16 protein-coding genes and 1 pseudogene are annotated in these 18,192 nt (G+C 67.3%); 10 read left to right on the forward strand and 7 right to left on the reverse strand.

Annotated features, from left to right (window positions below; genetic code table 11):
* Nucleotides 1–2: 2 nt before the first annotated feature.
* From RHOSA_RS0118305 to RHOSA_RS0118345, 9 genes are all read left to right on the forward strand, one after another.
* Entirely contained in the window at nucleotides 3–2,399 is a 2,397-nt protein-coding gene (locus RHOSA_RS0118305) for an aldehyde dehydrogenase family protein (RefSeq protein WP_027289812.1), read from the forward strand.
* Between the two features lie 18 nt (nucleotides 2,400–2,417).
* The gene (locus tag RHOSA_RS25450; RefSeq protein WP_051432319.1) at nucleotides 2,418–3,659 is read left to right on the forward strand and encodes a carbohydrate kinase family protein; all 1,242 of its coding nucleotides are present in this window, start codon (nucleotides 2,418–2,420) and stop codon (nucleotides 3,657–3,659) included.
* 3 nt (nucleotides 3,660–3,662) lie between these two features.
* Nucleotides 3,663–4,469 (forward strand): ATP-binding cassette domain-containing protein, encoded by an 807-nt coding sequence (locus tag RHOSA_RS23540; RefSeq protein ID WP_037256626.1) that lies wholly within the window; start codon nucleotides 3,663–3,665, stop codon nucleotides 4,467–4,469.
* 90 nt (nucleotides 4,470–4,559) lie between these two features.
* Complete coding sequence (locus tag RHOSA_RS0118320; RefSeq protein WP_037256628.1) at nucleotides 4,560–5,546, forward strand: autoinducer 2 ABC transporter substrate-binding protein; 987 nt, start codon at nucleotides 4,560–4,562, stop codon at nucleotides 5,544–5,546.
* 70 nt (nucleotides 5,547–5,616) lie between these two features.
* A complete protein-coding gene (locus RHOSA_RS0118325) occupies nucleotides 5,617–6,597 on the forward strand; it encodes an ABC transporter permease (protein WP_051432320.1) in 981 nt (326 codons plus the stop codon).
* Nucleotides 6,598–6,599: 2 nt separating this feature from the next.
* Nucleotides 6,600–7,610, forward strand: coding sequence for an ABC transporter permease (locus tag RHOSA_RS0118330; protein ID WP_051432321.1), 1,011 nt, complete (start codon nucleotides 6,600–6,602; stop codon nucleotides 7,608–7,610).
* Nucleotides 7,607–8,521 (forward strand): carbohydrate kinase family protein, encoded by a 915-nt coding sequence (locus RHOSA_RS0118335; protein ID WP_027289816.1) that lies wholly within the window; start codon nucleotides 7,607–7,609, stop codon nucleotides 8,519–8,521. Before RHOSA_RS0118330 ends, RHOSA_RS0118335 begins: the two co-directional genes overlap by 4 nt.
* Nucleotides 8,522–8,542: 21 nt before the next feature.
* Nucleotides 8,543–9,556 (forward strand): eIF2B alpha/beta/delta subunit family protein, encoded by a 1,014-nt coding sequence (locus tag RHOSA_RS0118340; RefSeq protein WP_027289817.1) that lies wholly within the window; start codon nucleotides 8,543–8,545, stop codon nucleotides 9,554–9,556.
* 37 nt (nucleotides 9,557–9,593) lie between these two features.
* Complete coding sequence (locus tag RHOSA_RS0118345; RefSeq protein WP_027289818.1) at nucleotides 9,594–10,679, forward strand: SIS domain-containing protein; 1,086 nt, start codon at nucleotides 9,594–9,596, stop codon at nucleotides 10,677–10,679.
* 101 nt (nucleotides 10,680–10,780) lie between these two features.
* On the opposite strand, the gene RHOSA_RS0118350 is transcribed toward RHOSA_RS0118345, so the two are convergent.
* Both RHOSA_RS0118350 and RHOSA_RS0118355 read right to left on the reverse strand, forming a co-directional pair.
* On the reverse strand, nucleotides 10,781–12,214 hold the full coding sequence (locus RHOSA_RS0118350) for an alkaline phosphatase D family protein (RefSeq protein WP_027289819.1): 1,434 nt from the start codon (nucleotides 12,212–12,214) through the stop codon (nucleotides 10,781–10,783).
* Between the two features lie 184 nt (nucleotides 12,215–12,398).
* On the reverse strand, nucleotides 12,399–13,544 hold the full coding sequence (locus RHOSA_RS0118355; RefSeq protein WP_169816653.1) for an HAD-IIIA family hydrolase: 1,146 nt from the start codon (nucleotides 13,542–13,544) through the stop codon (nucleotides 12,399–12,401).
* A 266-nt stretch (nucleotides 13,545–13,810) separates the two neighbouring features.
* On the opposite strand from RHOSA_RS0118355, the gene RHOSA_RS23545 reads away from it, so the two are divergent.
* Nucleotides 13,811–14,779 carry a GDP-L-fucose synthase family protein gene (locus tag RHOSA_RS23545; RefSeq protein WP_037259086.1) on the forward strand — a complete coding sequence of 323 codons (969 nt, stop codon included), beginning with the start codon at nucleotides 13,811–13,813 and terminating at the stop codon, nucleotides 14,777–14,779.
* A 345-nt stretch (nucleotides 14,780–15,124) separates the two neighbouring features.
* Here RHOSA_RS23545 and RHOSA_RS26075 read toward each other — a convergent pair whose 3' ends face one another.
* From RHOSA_RS26075 to RHOSA_RS26080, 5 genes and pseudogenes are all read right to left on the reverse strand, one after another.
* On the reverse strand, nucleotides 15,125–15,400 hold the full coding sequence (locus RHOSA_RS26075; protein WP_027289821.1) for an IS66 family transposase: 276 nt from the start codon (nucleotides 15,398–15,400) through the stop codon (nucleotides 15,125–15,127).
* Between the two features lie 277 nt (nucleotides 15,401–15,677).
* Nucleotides 15,678–16,244 carry a HipA domain-containing protein gene (locus RHOSA_RS26000; protein ID WP_051432322.1) on the reverse strand — a complete coding sequence of 189 codons (567 nt, stop codon included), beginning with the start codon at nucleotides 16,242–16,244 and terminating at the stop codon, nucleotides 15,678–15,680.
* 22 nt (nucleotides 16,245–16,266) lie between these two features.
* A complete protein-coding gene (locus tag RHOSA_RS26005) occupies nucleotides 16,267–16,926 on the reverse strand; it encodes a HipA N-terminal domain-containing protein (RefSeq protein WP_051432323.1) in 660 nt (219 codons plus the stop codon).
* Complete coding sequence (locus RHOSA_RS0118375; RefSeq protein ID WP_037256632.1) at nucleotides 16,923–17,210, reverse strand: helix-turn-helix domain-containing protein; 288 nt, start codon at nucleotides 17,208–17,210, stop codon at nucleotides 16,923–16,925. Before RHOSA_RS0118375 ends, RHOSA_RS26005 begins: the two co-directional genes overlap by 4 nt.
* Before the next feature lie 547 nt (nucleotides 17,211–17,757).
* Nucleotides 17,758–18,150: pseudogene (locus RHOSA_RS26080) on the reverse strand (ATP-binding protein).
* Between the last annotated feature and the right edge of the window lie 42 nt (nucleotides 18,151–18,192).

The following is an 18,192-nucleotide window of genomic DNA, read 5'->3' on the forward strand; positions in this document are numbered from 1 at the left end:
CGATGAGCGTTGCGGACTATTTCGACATGATGGACTACGCGCCGGCCCCGGAATCCCAGAAGGAGGCGGAAGCCTGGCTGCAGCGCCACGCGGCGGGCTTCGGTCTGTTCGTGGATGGCGCCTGGTGCGCGCCCGCAGACGGCGGCTACCTCGACAGCCTGAACCCGGCCAGCGGCGCGCCTCTGGGACGGATCGCCCGCGCCACCGTTCAGGATGTCGATAAAGCCGTCGACGCGGCCGTGCGCGCGCAGCCAGAGTGGCAGGCGCTGGGCGGGCACGGCCGCGCCCGCGTGCTGTACGCGCTGGCGCGGCTGGTGCAGCGGCACAGCCGGCTGCTGGCCGTTCTCGAAAGCCTGGACAACGGCAAGCCGATCCGGGAAAGCCGCGACATCGATGTCCCGCTGGTCGCCCGGCATTTCTACCATCACGCGGGCTGGGCGCAGCTGCTCGACCAAGATGCAGAGCTGGCGCAACACGCCCCGGTCGGCGTGTGCGGCCAGATCGTGCCGTGGAACTTCCCGCTCCTGATGCTTGCCTGGAAGATCGCGCCTGCGCTTGCGTGCGGCAACACCGTGGTGCTGAAGCCATCGGAGCTAACCAGCCTGAGTGCGCTGAAGTTCGCGGAGCTCGCCGAACAGGCCGGCCTGCCAGCGGGCGTGCTGAACCTCGTCACCGGCGATGGACAGACCGGCGAGGCCCTGGTCGACCACCCACAGATCGACAAGATCGCCTTCACGGGCTCGACCGCCGTGGGTCGGCGGATCCGCGAACGCACCGCCGGCAGCGGCAAGGCGCTCACCCTCGAACTGGGCGGCAAGTCGCCGTTCATCGTGTTCGACGACGCTGACCTCGACGCCGCAGTCGAAGGCGTGGTGGACGCCATCTGGTTCAATCAGGGCGAGGTCTGCTGCGCGGGGTCGCGCTTGCTGGTGCAGGAAAGCATCGCGGAAGACTTCTATAGCCGCCTGCGTCGGCGCATGGCGACGCTGCGCGTGGGGTCACCGCTCGACAAGAGCGTCGACGTCGGCGCCCTGGTCGACGCACGCCAGCGTCAACGCATCGCGGCGATGGTCTCGGCCGGACGGGAAGCCGGCTGCACCGTCTGGCAGGCCGATGGCGAGGGACCCGAGACCGGCGCATTTTACCCGCCGACGCTGTGTACCGACCTCGGCACCGACAATCCGCTCTGGCAGGACGAGGTGTTCGGCCCGGTCCTGGCGGCGATGACCTTCCGCACGCCGGACGAGGCGGTGCAGCTCGCCAACAACACCCGCTACGGCTTGGCCGCGAGCGTGTGGAGCGAATCGATCAGTCTGGCGCTCGACATCGTGCCGCAACTTCAATGCGGGGTCGTGTGGGTCAACGCGACGAACATGCTGGACGCCGCCGCCCCGTTCGGCGGCTACCGCGAGTCCGGCTTCGGCCGGGAGGGCGGCCGCGAGGGGCTGTTCGAGTACCTTACGCCCCGCCTCGGCCCGTGCGTCGCGCAATCGTGGCAGGCGCCAGCGGCCTCAACTTCGGACGCAACGCCGACTGCCACCGCCCCAGCCGCCACGATCGACCGGACGGCCAAGCATTACATTGGCGGCAAGCAGGTGCGCCCGGACGGAGGCACAAGTCGCCCGGTGCAAGGCACCGGCAGGCAGATCATCGGCGATGTTGGCGAAGGCAACCGCAAGGATATCCGAAACGCCGTCGAAGCGGCGCGCAAGGCGGGCTCCTGGTCAACGACCCCGGCCCACGGCCGCGCCCAGATCCTGTACTACCTGGCGGAGAACCTGGAGACGCGGGCACCTGAATTCGCAGACCGGCTGCGCAGCCTCACAGGCTGTGACCAGAAGGCCGCGGAGGCGGAGGTCGGGGGTGCCGTCCACCGCCTGTTCACGGCGGCCGCCTGGGCGGACAAGTTCGCCGGTGGGGTCGATGCGGTCCCGATGCGCGCCCTGGCGGTGACGCTGCGCGAACCGCTCGGCGTGCTCGCGATCGCAGCACCTGCGGAAGCCCCGCTGCTCGGGTTTGTCAGCCTGCTCGCCCCGGCGATCGCGGCGGGCAACCGCGTGGTGATCGTGCCCGCGCAAACCGCGCCGCTGTCGGCGACGGACTTCTACCAGGTTCTGGAGACATCCGACGTCCCGGACGGGGTGGTGAATATCGTCACCGGCGACCGGGACGATCTCTCGGACGTCCTCGCCCGACATCTGGATGTGGACGGAATCTGGTACGTCGGCCCGGCCGACGGCTGCCGGCGGATCGAAGCCGCCAGCGCCGGGAACCTGAAGCAGGTCTGGACGAACCAGGGCAAGGCGGTCGACTGGCACGATCCGGCGCGGCTGGAGGGGCCGAGTTGGATGCGTCGGGCCAGCCAGACGAAGACCGTCTGGATTCCCTACGGCGCATGAGTGGGAAGCAACGGGACAATGGCACGTAAGACGATTCGCGACGTCGCTCAGCACGCCAGGGTCTCCGTCGGGACGGTGTCCAACGTCCTCAACGGTCACGGCCGCGTGGGCCCCGAGACGCGCCGCCGGGTCGAGGAGGCGATCGCCGAGCTCGGCTACCGGCCGGACACGATCGCCCAGTCCCTGATCGCGCGCCGGCGCGCTTCCAGTGCGCGCACGCTGCCGCCGAATGCTCCGCGCCTGTCCAGCGTCGGCTACCTGTCGGTCGATTTCATCACCCGCATCGATGTCCTGCCGCATCGGGACGACCGCATCACCGCCGAGAGCATCAACCGCGCCCTCGGCGGTCCGGCGGCGAACGTCGCCACCTATGCCGCCAGCCTGCACGACCGCTACCCGGTGCACAGCGAACTGATCACCGCCCTGGGCTTCGATGCCGACAGCGAATGGGCGGTCAGCGAACTGTACGCCCGTGGGGTCAACACGATCGGGATCGACCGGCGCGCCGGCCAGCGCTTGAGCCGCGCGATCGTGATGGTCGAGCCCAACGGCAGCCGAACCATCATCAACGAACCGCTGGAACTGGGGCGGGTCAACGTCGCCCGACACCTGGGCCGCACGGAAAGCCCCCAGCAGGCCGACCAGCGCCATGCAGTGCATGTCGAAGGCTACCAGGTCGATAGCTTGGCCGACGAGCTGAAGCAGGTGCACGACCTGGGAGTGACCACCAGCATGCACGCCGCCGGCCTGCCGTCGCATTGGGCCAATGCCGACGGCTTCCGCCGCCTGACCGAGATCTTCGGTCTCCTGTTCATCAACCGGGAGCTGGCGACGCGGATTGTCGGTATGCCCGGACGGCCCCGCGACGAGATCGTCGCCGCCATGCACGATCTGCTGACCCATTCGCCCGCCACGCAAACCAGCTGCCAGTTGATCCTGACCCTGGACCAGGAGGGCGCAAGCTACCTGCGGGCCGATGGCAGCGGCGTGCAGATGGCCGCGCCGCCCACGCAAGTGGTCGACCTCACCGGCGCCGGGGACACCTTGGCCGGCGTCTTCCTCGCGGTCTGGCTGAACGGCGAGGGTCCCGCGGTGGCCCTCCAAAACGCTGTCGCGGCGGCCTCAGAGGCGATCCGGCACCAGGGTGCCCAGGGCCTCGATCTGGATGCCGCGACACTTGCCACCCTAACGGCAGCCACCGAAGCGCCGGTCGCCTTCGGCGGGCGCGCCGCATCCAAAAACGCTCAGGCGGAGGCTTAACCCATGGCACTGCTGGAGATGACCGGCATCGAGAAGCATTTCGGCGGGGTTACCGCCCTCAACGGTGTCGACTTCGAAACGGACGCTGGCGAGGTCATGGCCCTGGTGGGCGACAACGGGGCGGGCAAGTCCACGCTGATCAAGACCATCGCGGGCGCACACCAGCCGGACGCCGGCACGATCCGCCTTCAGGGCAAGGACGTCTTCATGCGCTCGCCGCAGGACGCCTGGAAACTTGGCATCGCCACGATCTTTCAGGAACTGGCGCTCGCGGACAAAATGAACGTGCCGGACAACATCTTCCTTGGCCAGGAGCTGCGCCGGTCGATCCTCGGTATCCCGTTTCTCGACCGCAAGCGCATGCGTCAGCGCACCCGCGAGCTGCTCACCGACCTGGAGGTGCAGATCCAGGACCTCGACCTCACGGTCGAAGCCATGTCCGGCGGCCAACGCCAGGGGATCGCCATCGCCCGTGCGCTGAACCTCGACGCCGACCTGATTATCATGGACGAACCGACGGCCGCGCTGGCCGTGGCCGAGGTGCGCAAGGTACTCGACTTCATTCAACATCTGCGCGCCCAGGGCAAGGGCGTGATCCTGATCTCGCACAACATCCAGGACGTCTTCGCCGTGGCCGACCGGGTCACGGTGATGCGCCAGGGTCAGGTGGAAGCGGTGCGCCGGATCGACGCGACGACGCCGGAAGAGGTGATCGCCCTGATCACCGGGGCGCGCGCGGTCGACCTGTCCCACCGCCCCGCGCACAACACCGGTGGCGATGCCGCCGCTCAGCCGACGCCCGCCGGGTAACGCCCGGCCCGCGTACCGTCCGTGACCGGACGCAAAAACGCCGGCCGTAAAGGCCGTGCCCGACCCTCACGAAAGCAGGAAAGGCTCACGATGAAACGTTTCATTGCCGGCATTCTCGGCGCATCGGTCGCCCTCGGCGCGGCGGCCAGCATGGCGAGCGCGCAAGACGCCCCGCGCGTCGGCTTCGTCCCGCAGATCAAGGGTATCCCGTACTACGTCGCGATGCGCAAAGGCGCCGACCGCGCGGCCGAACGCTTCGGCGTCGACTACCAGCAGCAGGGGCCGACCAGCACCAACGCCTCGGACCAGCTCCGCGTCTTCCAGGGGTTCGTGAACCGCGGCTTTGATGTGGTCGCCGTCAGCCCGGTGGATGCCAGCAGCCTGAAGCCCGCGATCAAGCGCGCGGAGGCCCGCGGCACCCACGTGATCACCTCGGATGCCGATGCGCCGGACAGCGCCCGCACGTTTTTCGTCGCCCAGGCCCTTGACCGGGAACTCGGTGCCACGGTCGCCGACGAACTGATCGCGCGCACCGGCGAGGATGCCAAGATCGCGATCATTTCCGACGCGCCCACCATCCAATCGCTGAACAACTGGATCGCTGCGATCAAGCAGCGGGTGGAGGACGCCTACCCGTCGGTCGAAATCGTTTCGACCCAGCACACCAACGGCACCACCCAGCAGGCCTACCAGTACGCCACCGACGCGATGACGCGGCATCCAGACCTGGATGCGATTATCGGCATCGCCTCGACCACCTGCCCGGGCGTCGCCCAGGCGGTGAGCGACGCCGACAAGATCGGTGAGGTCATCACGACAGGCTACTGCTCGCCCAACACCGTGCGCGACTACATCAAGTCGGGCGCGATGCCCTTCTCGGTGCTCTGGAACCCGGCCGATCTCGGCTACCTGACGGTTTGGGCGTCCAAGCAGCTGGTCCAGGGCAAGGACTTCGAGGAGAGCATGAACGTGCCCGGACTTGAGAATCCCGTGCGCTGGCTGCCGGAGCGCCAAATCCTGCTGCTCGGCCCGCCGATGGTCTTCACCAAAGAGAACATCGACGCGTTCGACTTCTAGCCTCCACTGCCAAAGCGGGCGGGGACGGTCCCTCGGCGTCCCCGCCCACCCCCTGCAATAGGTTTGCGACATGGCCCTGACTGAGACGGCCACGCCCAGCTGGCTACAACGGCTGCTGCACGCCAAGCGCGAGCTCGTGCTGCTTGTAGCGATCGTGCTGATCGGCGGCTTCTTCGCGCTGAGTTCGCCGTACTTCCTCACGGTCGACAACCTCACGACGACGCTGCGCAACAGCGTCGACCTCGCGATCATCAGCGCCGGCATGACGCTCGTGATCATCTCCGGATCGATCGACGTCTCGGTCGGCGGGGTGCTCGCGGTCGCGGCGATCTTCGTCGGACGCGGGTTCCAGTGGGGCCTGCCCGCGCCGGCGGTGGTGCTGCTCGGCCTCGGCGTCGGCACCTTGCTGGGCCTGGTGAACGGGACCGTGGTCGCGAAGGCGAAGGTTCCGCCGATCATCGCAACCCTGGGCACGATGTACGTCTTCCTCGCCGTGCTGTTCCTGGTGATCGGTGGGGAATGGATCTCGGGCCTGCCGGACACGCTCTCGCCGCTTGTCTCCGGCGATTTTCTGGGTCTGCCGGTGCCTCTCTACCTGATCGCCGGGGTGTATGGCGTCTGCTACCTGCTGCTGCGCCATCACAGCTTCGGCCGGCACCTCTACGCCATCGGCAGTAACGAACACGCCGCCCGGCTCGCGGGCATCGCCGTCGACCGGGTGAAGATGCAGGTCTACGCCCTGCTCGGCTTCCTCGCCGGAAGCGGCGCGCTGATCTACGTCGCGCGCCTGCGCAACGTGGAGGTCAACATCGGCACGACGATCGCCCTGGAAGCGATCGCGGCCGTCATCCTGGGCGGCGCCAACATCCGTGGCGGCGTCGGCTCGCTTCTGGGCGCGCTTCTGGGCGTGCTGTTCATCAAGATGATTCAAAACGGGCTCGTTCTGATCGGCGTGTCCTCGCTTTGGGAAACGGTGGTGATCGGCGGTCTGTTGATCGTCGTCCTAACCGCCGACGCACTGAAACACGGCGGACCACAACGGGCGCAGTAGAGATGACCACAAGCTCGATTGATACCGCGCGCGGCGCCCGCCGGGCCGCCGGCGCCCTGCTGCGGCACCTGGAGAACCGCTTCGCCCTGCTGCTCGTTCTGTGGGGCGTGGCGATCTGCGTGATGTCGCTGCTATCGCCCTACTTCCTGCAGGTCAGCACCCTGCCCTACTTCCTACAGTACATCCCGGTGCTGGGTCTGCTGGGCATGGGACAAACGCTGGTCATGCTCGCTGGCGGCCCCGGCATCGACATCTCCGTCGGCTCGGCGATGTCGCTGTCCGGTGTTTTCCTGGGCTGGCTGCTCGGAAGCCTGGACGTCCCGATCCTGATCGCCTGCCTCGCCTGTTTGGCGTTCGGCGCCGGCCTCGGCTTTTTCAACGGGGTGCTGGTCAACGTCGTCGGCATCCCCTCGCTGATGGCGACACTGGCGACCTACTTCGCGTTCGGCGGGCTGGCGCTCGCGCTCACCGGCGGCCGGCCGCAAACCGGATTTCCGGACGCCTTTGCATGGCTCGGGGCGCCGGGATGGCTGGACATTCCCAACCACGTCTTCTTCGTCTTCGTGCCCGTGGCCGTGGTGCTGCACATCGGGCTGTCGCGCACGGTCGCGGGCCGACACGTTTACGCCTGCGGCAACAACGAGAAGGCCGCCCGGCTGCTCGGCATCAAGGTCGACGCCATCCGGCTCAGCCTCTACACGCTCTCCGGCGCGCTTGCCGGGCTCGCCGCGATCGTCAGCGCGTCCTGGTTGATGTCGGCAAGCCCGGATGCCGGCGAGGGACTGGAGCTGCTGTCGGTCACCATCGCCGTTTTGGGCGGCACCCACATCTTTGGCGGCGAAGGCGACATCCGGGGCACCGTCCTGGCGATCCTGATCGTCACCACGCTGCAGACCGGCCTGGAACTGGCGGGAATTTCCATGGCCTGGCAGCTCGGCGTGATCGGCGGCCTGATGATCCTCAGCGTCGCGGCCACCCAGGCGGTGCGCCGGCGACGGGCGGCGGGCCGATGAGCGATCCCGTGCTCTTGTGCATCGGCGACATCGACCGCGACGTGATGATTTCGGTGCCCAGCCTGCCGACCTTCGACGGCAAGGTCAGCGGTCGGCCACTGGGTGAGTGGCCAGGGGGAATGGCCGCCAACGTGGCGATGGCCGCCACCCGGCTGGACACCCGGACCCGCCTGCTTGGCGTGGTCGGTGAGGATGCGACCGGCGAACGGATCCTGGCCGGGCTCGACCGCGCGGGGATCGATGTCTCGCCCTGCCGCCTGCTCCCCGACAGCGAGACGTTCACCTCGCTCGTGTTCCTGACGGACAGCGGAGAGAAGGCGCTGGTGCGCGTCGAGACGCCCGCATTCATGCCGGACCCGGCGGATATCACGCCAGAGGTGATGGCCGGCGCCAGCTACGTCCACATCAGCTACGGCGCGCCCGCGTTGGCGAACGCGGTCGTCGAGGCCGCGGAACGCGTCGGTGTCCCGGTCTCCATGGACCTGGAGCTCGCCGACCTGCCGTCCGACCGCACGGATTTGGCGCGCCTGCTGCCGCGGCTCGACCTCCTGTTCGTCAACCGCGCCATGCGTGAGGCGCTCGACGACCTGCGCACGCCGCGGCCCGACGGGCCTGCGCTGGTCACCACGCTCGGCGCGCAGGGCGCGCGCTACGAGGACGCCGACGGCGCGGTCCATCAACGCGGCATCGCGACCACACCGAAAGACACCACAGGCGCCGGTGACTGTTTCGCCGGGGCCTTCCTGAGCGCACGGATGTCCGGCGAGTCGCCCAAGACGTGCCTGATGTTCGCGAATGCGGCCGCCGCGCTGTCCACTCAGGCCTACGGCGCGCAGGCCGCGTTGCCGACCCGAACGGATGTCGCGGCCGTACTTGCCCGCCAGCACGCCGACACGAACACGATCACCTGAGACCGACGAAGGACGCCCCCCGTGGAAGGCCGAAGCCAGCTTTACGACCGACTGCTCACCGACGCCGGCCTGGCGGCGCCGGATGACACCGAGCGCCACTACCTCTGGCAGATCGTCGACGAAGGCGTGCTCGGCGCCAGCAAACATGTCGCGCTGAGCCAGGAATTGATGCGCTACATCCTGGATACCGCCACGCCCGGCGATCTCGAGGCGCCGGACGACAGCCAGGATCCCCCCGCCCTTCGCCGCGCACGCCTGGCCGGGGAAACGATCGCCCGCACGCGCGGCGGTGACGCCCCCGTCGTCGCGAACGCGATCGCTTGGCTGACCACGGGGCTCGACAGCCAGCCGCCTGGCCAGCGGGTCGCGACCCTGCGCGCGCGGATGACACGATGGCAGGACGAGGCCGAGCAACGCACGCACCGCCTGACCGCGGTTGCGGGATATCTGCTGGCCGGCTGCCCGCGGCTGCTGTTGTTCGATTACTCCAGCACGGTGGCCAAGGTGGTGAAGGCCCTGGCCGAGCGGGGAACCGCACAGCGTCTGGTGATCCCGGAAAGCCGCTGCATCGCCGGCGGATGGAGCTACGTCGAAGAACTCGCAAGCCTTGGCCTGCCGATCGACTACGTCGTCGACGCGGCGATCGACCACGCCGTCGCCAACAGCGATGCCGTGCTGTTCGGTATCGAGAGCCTCTACTGCGACGGCAGTTTCCTGAACACGGTCGGCAGCCGCCCCTATGCCGAACGCGCCCGGGCCGCGGGCCGCACGGCCTACGCCTGCGGCGATCTGTTCAAGCTCGACCGGCGCAGCTACCGCGGCGCTTTCAAGGCGCCGCGGGTTCGGGACTTTGACGCCCGCCTGCTGACCGACCCCACCGGGGTTCACGCAGCGGACCTGTCCACGCGGAGCCCGGAACTGGAACGCGTGCCGCCGGACTCCTTCGACGGCCTGATCACCGATCAAGGGTTCGTCACGCCCCAGGCGGTCTGGGGTCTCGGCCGGGAGCTGTTCGGCCCGGCGCCCATCACCTGACCTGCCTGCGGTTCCCTCTACAGCCTGGAGTGCCCTCATGGCCAACGCGACGATGCGCGCAGACATCGAACGCCAGCCCGCCGTACTTGCAGAGATCCTGCCCAAGCTGCGCGCAGCCGCGCAGCAAGCGGTTCCGAAAACCCCCGGCGGGCGAATCTGGGCGGGCGGCTGCGGCGACAGCCTGTTCGCCGCGCAAGCCGCAGCCCCCTACTTCGCCGCCACGGGTCTGCCTTACCGCGCCGGCAGCGCGCTGGAACTCGGCTTCCAGCACGACGGGCCGCAAGAGGGCGATCATGCCGTCCTGATGTCGATCTCCGGCGGCACCATGCGCACAGTGGAGTGCGCGCGTCGCCTACAGGCGCGTGGCGTCCGGGTGATCGCGGTGACCTGTGCTCCGGGCTCGGCCCTGAACCAGGCTGCGGCTGCGAGCATGCAGCTCGATTACGAACCGATGCCCCGCACGACACCGCACACCACCGATTATACCGTGACGCTTTTGGCCCTCGCGGCCCTGGCCGAAGCCTTCGCCGGTCACGAGATCCCGGAACTGGAGACACTGCCCGCGCGCACCCGCATCGCCCTGCCGATCTGTTTCGAAGGGAGCCGCGACACGCTTCTGGGGCACTACGACCCGGACTTGCGGGCCCGCTACTTCTTCCTCGGCGGGCTGGATGCCTATGGCACCGCAGCGTACGCCGCCGCCAAGTTCCATGAGGCGGGTGGTCTCCCAGCACTCGCGGCTGAGAGCGAGAACTTCGTCCACGGCATGAACTTCATGCTTGAACAGACGGACCTCGTCGTCCCCATCGTCGATCCCGGACCGGCGGGCTTCCGGGCCGGCGAACTCGCCCGCGAACTCCCGGCCCTGGCGGAAACACGGGCCATTCTTGGCACAACGGAGGACTCTCCGGAGGTATTGGACCGTCCGCTGGTTGACCTGCGTGGCGAGGTCCCCCTGCATTTTCCGATCCTCTCCGCGCTGGCCGTCCAGGCCCTGGCCCTGACCGTGGCCGAGCTTGTCTGTCCCGACCTTGAAGAACCGCGCGCCGGCTTCGCCGATGGCGAGCGCCACGCGGCCGTTCAAAGCCGGCTGATGAAGCAAGGCCGCACGGTATTTCGGTAACGGCCGCCATACGACAACAAGTTCGGAACGCAGTTTAAGCGCTGCCCCAGATACACCGCTCACCGCCTCAACCAAGGCGGATTGGGAGCGACGGGCGCCCTCTAATCCAATGCCAGCGGGGGAGTCGCGCCATCGGTCTCCAGCTCCCACCACGCCCGCCATGTATCGGCGCGGCGTTCGAGCACCAGGTAGTTGCGTTGTGGCGTATAGATCATCGACTGACCGGGCAAAGGGTGCAGGCGGATCGGTTGGTCCGGCAGCGGCGACTCGCCAAGCCGTGCAAGAGCGCTGAGCATCCGGACGTACAGCTTGGGCGGCGGCGGATGCGCGATTCCAGAGGCCACGAGCTGGTGTAACGGACCATTCGGCGTGGCCAGCGTGCCCCGGGTCGCCAGATGGATCTCGCCGGACAGGACGGTGACCCGGCTGCCGTCCGTCTTGTGACGATCCGACAGCGTTTTCAGAAAGCGGCGCCACTCCGCCCGGTGGGCGCGGCTCTGCCACTGGTCGCGCAGATCGTCCTCGTACTTCTGGGCCTTCGGGAGCAGTTGCATGGCGGCCTCAACCCACGACAGACGCGGGCCGAGCGCGGGCACGCTCGACAACAGCAGGATACGACCGTCGCCGCAGCGCGCGAGCGCGTCCTGGAAGGCGGACCAGCCGGATTCGGCCATCACCCGCGTCGGCCGGCGCTGCGCGCGCAGATCGGGCGCGACGACGTCGAGCCCAGGCAGCCGCGCATGCCAGCTCAGGCTGTGGCCACTGGGATCCACGCACGTCGCCGGATGATCGTCCGGACCGGCCCCTAGCTGAAACAACCGGAACTGCTCGCGCGCCGCGTCGAACAGCGCCCAGCCAATGGGCGAGTCCAGCTTGGCCGGCGCAAGCGATCCCCAACCGTCGCAGATATCGTGGTCGTCCCACATCGCAAGCGACGGCACACGCGCCATCAGCCATCCGATCTCCGGCTGGCTGTAGAGCTCCAGGTAGCGGCGGAACAGCTTCGTCGCCAACGTCTCCCGCAGTTCCCACCGATCCCGGTTACAGACCGGCGGCTTGTTGCTGGCTTCGGACCAAGCGCGCACCTCGGGCTCGGACTCGACCACCTCGTCGGCGTAAAGCTGGTCGCCGCCATGGAGTAGCAGGTGGAAGGGCTGCTGCGCATGCTGCGCGGCCAGACGCGCCCACAGGGCGTTGCGCGCGACGCGCGGACGCTCGCGGTCGCCGTCCTCCTGACCGTTGCAGGAGACGAAGGCGATGCGAAGGTCCCCGCGCGGGTCCGCGGCGAGCGGGTAGTCGACACCGTCGAACCGGTAACTGGCCGTCGCGCCCGCCGGGACAGAAAAGTCATAGAGCCAGGCACGGCAGCCCGCACACTGCAGAGCGCACCTGGCCGCAACCGCCCCGTCGGGCCCAGACAGCTCCGGCGCGGGCGCGCCATCCGGTCGGACCGCCAGCACGCTTAGGGACAGGCGCTCGCCATCGTGATCCCGCAAGAACAGGATCGGGCCAGCGCTGGTTTCCACGTCAGTCATGGCGGGCGGGTTGGACACGTAAGGCTGCGCAATCTGTCTGGGAAAGCGATGGATGGTTTGACGGCCCCGGCCTGTCGACCGTCGCCGGAGCGGGAAGCTTCCCTATCGGATGAAATAAATCGCTCAACGCACGTCCGCCATCCCGAACCAAGTCGCTGTCTCCGGCACGAGACGTGATCCCCGATCAGGATCGGGCTGGGACGTGGCCTCCCTGCGCCCGCAATTCAGCATCCACAAGGTCGAGGAGGTTCCCCGAACCGAGGAGGTGACCGCGCACCCCCGCCGCCGCCGCCGCCTCGACGTCGCCCGGTCGGTCGCCAACCAAGAAACTCCGGTCGAGGTCGGTTGGCCAATCCCGCAGCGCCGCGGCGATCGACCCGGCGCCTGGCTTTCTGCAGGAACACGCGCAGGTGTAAGCTGGCACGTTGCCTTGCGGGTGGTGCGGACAATAGTAAATGGCGTCCACGTGCGCGCCGGTCGCGATCAGCTCCCGCTGCATCCAGGCGTGCAGCGCATCGACATGCGCGGTGTCGTAGTAGCCGCGCGCCACGCCGGCCTGGTTGGTCACCACGACGACCCGATAGCCGTGATCGTTCAGCCGCTTGATGGCTGTCTTCGCGCCAGGGAGCCAGTCGAACGCCTCGACCGTGTGCACGTAGCCGTGATCGACGTTCAACGTGCCATCGCGGTCCAGAAAGGCGGTCGGCCGCCGCAGCGCCGCCACCGCGCTCTGGGCGCGCGCGAGATTGTCGGACCCGCCAAGGTCGAGAAAGAAACCGTCATAGACGCGACCGGCCAACGCGCCTTCCTCGGCAAGGCGGGGAAACAGATCCTGCGCCAGCGCGCCCGCCCCTTCCGGCAATCGATCGAGTGCGCGATCTGATAGCAGATAGACCCCACCGTCACTCGCTCCGGGTCCGCCACCAAGCTGCGCCGCCCAGGCCGCCAGCCGGTCGCCTGTCAGTTCCATCCGGTCGTCGCGGCCAGTGGCGGCGCCCCGGCGCAACGCGACCGTCGCGAGCGCGCCGGCCGAGCGGTGCAAACTCGCCAGATCATGCAGGTTCACATCGAACAGGCTGTCGCCGTTGAGCACGAAGAAGCGTTCTGCCAGCGCGCCCTGCCGGCAGGCGAAGGCGAGCGCGTCGCCAGCCCCGAGCGCCTGCGGCGTGCACAGGCAACGCACCTGGGCACCGTTGATCCGGGTACCGTCATAGCGCGCCCAAACCGCCTGAGCGTGGGCGCCGCACAGCAACAGCAGGTCGGCAATCCCGTGACGGGCGATTTCGCCCAGCAGATGGTCGAGGAAGGGCCCCCCACCGATATCGGACAACGACGGCGGCGGGGTATCGTCAAGACGGTGCCCGTCGCCAACCCACACGACGGCCTGCCCGGGCGCGGGCGACGGCGCGGCGGGCTGGACCGGGCTGCGATGCGGACAGGACGACGCGGCGGGAGGCATGGGCGAAAGTGGCGGGCACCGTTTCCAGGGTCGGACGCACGCGACACGCTTGCTGCGCCCGCGCTAGGTGTAGCACAAGCAGACGACCACGCCAGCGCACGTGCGCTGGTGCCCGGGCGTAACCGATGGGGATCGGGATGGAAACGGGCGACAAGATTTATGTGGCCGGCGATCGGGGCCTGGTGGGATCGGCAATCACTCGGCGTCTGGCGGCGGCGGGCTACACCAATCTGATCGGGCGCAGCCGCCACGCGCTCGACTTGACGGATCAGCAAGCCGTGCGCGCCTTTTTCGAGGCTGAACGCCCCGACCACGTATTCATGTGCGCGGCCAAGGTCGGCGGTATCCGGGCCAACAACAGCTATCCGGCCGACTTCATCCATTTGAACCAGCAGATCCAAACCAACGTCATCGATGCGGCTTGGCGCAGCGGTGTCCGCAAATTCCTGTTCATGGGCTCAAGTTGCATCTACCCGCGCGACTGCCCGCAGCCGATCAAAGAAGAGTATCTGCTGACCGGACCACTCGAGGTCACGAACGAGGGATACGCCATCGCCAAGATCGCCGGCCTGAAGACCTGTATGGCGCTTCGCCAGCAGTATGGCTTCGACGCCATCAGCGTGCTGCCCGCGAACCTGTATGGACCCGGCGACAACTTCGACCTCGATCATGCCCACGTCATCCCAGCCCTGATCCGCCGCTTTCATACGGCGAAGGAAAACGGCGACCGGCACGTCACGGTGTGGGGAAGCGGCACGGCGCGGCGGGAGTTCCTGTTCGTCGACGACCTGGCCGACGCCTCGATCTTCGTCATGAACCACTACACGGGCGCGCAGCACCTCAATGTCGGCTCTGGAAAAGATCTACCGATTGCCGACCTCGCCCGTTTGATTGCGGAGATTGTCGGGTTCGAGGGTGAGATCGTGCAAGACCCCAGTATGCCCGACGGCACGCCACGCAAACGGCTGGATTCCAGCCGGCTCCGGGACCTAGGCTGGACACCATCGGTTGACCTGCGCACCGGACTGACACGAACCTACGCTTGGTTCCTCGACAACCGCACCCGGCTGCGCGAAGGCCGCGGGCACGCGCTATCGCATGGGTAGACCGACCTGTCGCAATGGCAATGCACCGATGGCTCCCCTCCCGACAACGAGGCCATGCTAACGGACGGGGGAGGTAAGGATGAGGTGCAGATTGTCAGATTTACAGCCGGCGAATTTTACGGGTGGTTTTGAGCGAGGCTTTACCCTTGCCGCCGCGATAACTCTCCAGCCGACCATCGCAAGGCCCTACCCCGGAGTTCCGCCGACTGTACCAGGAAACCGGCTGTAGGTGCGCCGCCGCGGCGGCCGCAGGCGCGCACTCGGCACCAGAGCGCCGCTGGCGTTACCGGAGGGTGTGGATAGGCATCGAAGTGTGACACCCAAGAATAACGTGAACTCCGACGGTTAGCGCGCCGATCGGCGTGCTTGACCCCAGCCGATCCACATCCGGGTGCAGTAGCCGTTTCGCGCCTGATGCTGGGCGCCGGTGTCATCGACGCTGACCCAGGATGCCGTGCCCAGCCCGGCGTGCAGCACGTCTTGCGCTTCGCCGAGCAGATCGGCGGCGCTGTTGTCCTGGAGCAGGCGTCGTATCTGCCGGCGATCGATGTCGATGCCCAGATCGCGCAGCTGCGTGGTGATCCGCGGGATCGTCATCTGCCCGCGATGGTACAGGGTCACGATCAGCCGGCGGAGATCGCCGTCGTAGTGGCCCTGGACGTGCCCCGGCAGGTCCGCCGTTAGCGCCTGCCCGCCGGGGATCAGCCAGCGCTCAGTGTCCGATGCGGGCGTGTGACGGTTTTGCCCGCCGAGCCGTGCTGGTAGGATCGACAGGTTCGAGCGGAACCGAGCGCGTCAGCGTCGACCCTCTGCGTTACCGGGCGCCCAATTCCAGAGCATCAGATCCGGCAGATCGCGGGTCTTGAGGCATCGGGCGAGCTGGCCTGGAGGCTAACACTTAAGCCGCGTTGTGATCGCGGACAGTCAGGGTCCGCTCCCGGATCTCGCGGCTGAATTCGGTCAGCATCCCGTGACTGCCACCGGGCATCGCGGCGACCTCGTTAATGGCCGCATCGACTTCCGTCGGAATCAGCTCACATATCTCGTCGACCCGCCGGCGCAGTTGTGTCGCGTTGATCCCGCTTTCCGCCGCCAGGCGCGCCCAGTGCCGGCCGTGGATGTGCCGTCCACGGTTCTGACCGCCGACATCCTGCGCGTGGTTTTCGGTTATCCCCGGCCACGCCAGTCCGCTCATGAGATCGTACAACGGTGCCAGCGCCGGTGGTCCACCGTCCAGCGGATACAGGACACTGTAGTTTTTGGCATGGCTGTCGACGTTGCCGATCGCGATGTTGAAGATGACCGCATCCAGAAACCGGGGTACTTGCCCCGGGGCCAGCCGGTCCCGGACCAGTCCGATCATCGTTCTCAGGTCCGGGCCGCGCCGTCCGGTCTGGCTATGCTCGTACTTGGCTCCGGGCGGGCGGCCCAGCGCTTGGCAGAAATCTTCCTGATGCCGGCGCAAAATGGTCCCGTCACCGCGCCGGTTACGGTCGTAACGGGTTACGAGGAGGTAAGTCCGCGCGCCCCGTCGTGACCGCGCAGGTGGTCAATCCCACGCGCCGCGCCAGCACCAGATACAGGGCCTCGTTAACGACACTTCCGTGCAGCCGGTTGTTGTCCGGCTTGAGGATGTGCGTCGACGGCGCACCGTGGACCGGAACGGCGATGCGGCCGTTGTCGTCGGCGTGGACTGGCAGCTTGTACTGCGCGCCGGCGAGCGACATCGAGACCCCCGCCTCGTCCACCAGGAACGGTTTGCTCGGCAGGTCGGCGAGGACCCGTTCCAGATCAGCCTCGGTCTCAACGGGGCGATACCCGGCCTGAGCGCGGTCGCGTGGCTCCCCGATGGACAGCGCCCCGGCAGTGTCACCGCCGATACGCTCTAGAAGCGCGATCACGTCCTCCTGGGCGATCCCGAGCGCGCTGCCCGTCGCCCGCAACGGGTCGCCCTCCGGCAGGAGGTTCATCAACCACGGCATCAACACGTCGCCCGAGTGCTTATCCGAGCTCAGTGGCATGCTCAGCGAAACCGGGAAAGCCTGGCGGGTACGTTGCCAGCGACGGTCGTAAGTGAACCATATATGGCCGGCATCGATCTCGATGCCGCCGACGCGGAAAGTCTCGTAATAGATGTCGAGTGTCATGAGGGATCGAACAGACTGCCGTAACCGTCTTCCTTATCGATGTCGGACGCCTCCACGTCGGCAAGATCGCCAAGACGCACGCCGACGGCCGCGGCCGTCTTCAGCGCCTTACCGAGCTGACATGACGGCTTGCCGCGCTCCAGTTCGACAATGAACCGCTCGCCAGCGTTGATGGTCAGAGCAAGATCGAGTTGCGTCATCCCCAGCGCCCGGCGTCGGCGGCGGATCAACTGGCCGAAGTCCTCGGCGCTCGCCAGTCTTCCCGTTCGGGCAGTTTTCGTCATCACGACCCCGGTTTTTGCTCAATTCTTACCGAACGGTAAGTTCGCACGTATCACCTCGGCAAACAAGCCGAGTTCTTACCGCTCGGGAAGCGCGCAAAATGAGCCGGTCCGCAGGTTCGATCACCGTCTGCGGACAGCGGTTCTTCGGGTTGATAGCTGTGCGCGACGGCAACAGACACTCGTCCACCTCCGGGCTCAGCCACAATACAAAAGAGCCGCTGCAGTTGAGCCGCAGCGGCTCTTTTAGGGATCCATGCGCCGAAAGGCCAGGCCTTCAGGCCCCACCAGAGGCGGCTTGGGACACGCTCGCGTGCCCATTGGTGACAAACCTCTCGAACATGAACAACAGCTGTCATGAGCGCCAAGGTTTGTCATCAAAGGTGACCGTAAGTTGCGGATCATGCCGGATCTCTGTTCATCTGTGTTCGCCGGATCCGGCATATATGTGCGCGGGAGCTTGCACCAAGCGTCTACCCTCGACATGGTTCAAGCAGCCTGGCTGGTCTGCTGACGGAAGATTGGACCGGTAGGGATGCGAGTTTTCCGGTTAGGCTATGTGGAATGGTGGTGAGAAGCCTGACCGATGAAGAAGAGCCGGTTTACGGATCAGCAGATCGCGTTTGCCTTGCAGCAGGCGGTCGAGCAGCGCGGTGGCGACGACCGGGTCGCCGAACACCTCACCCCACTCGGCGAACCCACGGTTGGAGGTGAGGATCATGGCGCCGCGTTCGTAGCGAGCGTTGACCAGCTGAAAGAACAGGTTGCCGCCACCGGGGATGACCGGCAGATAGCCGATCTCGTCGACGATCAGCAGCGCGAGCCGGCAGAGGAACCGCAGGCGCTCGCGCAGCGTGCCCTCGCGTTAGGCCTTGGCGAGCGAGGCGACGAGATCGGCGAGTGCGGTGAAGTACACGCTCCGGCCAGCCTTGACCGCCTCCACGCCCAGCGCCAGCGCCAGGTGGTCTTGCCCGTACCGGGCGGA

The sequence above is a fragment of the Rhodovibrio salinarum DSM 9154 genome, assembly GCF_000515255.1.
In the GTDB taxonomy this organism is placed as follows: Bacteria; Pseudomonadota; Alphaproteobacteria; order Kiloniellales; family Rhodovibrionaceae; genus Rhodovibrio; species Rhodovibrio salinarum.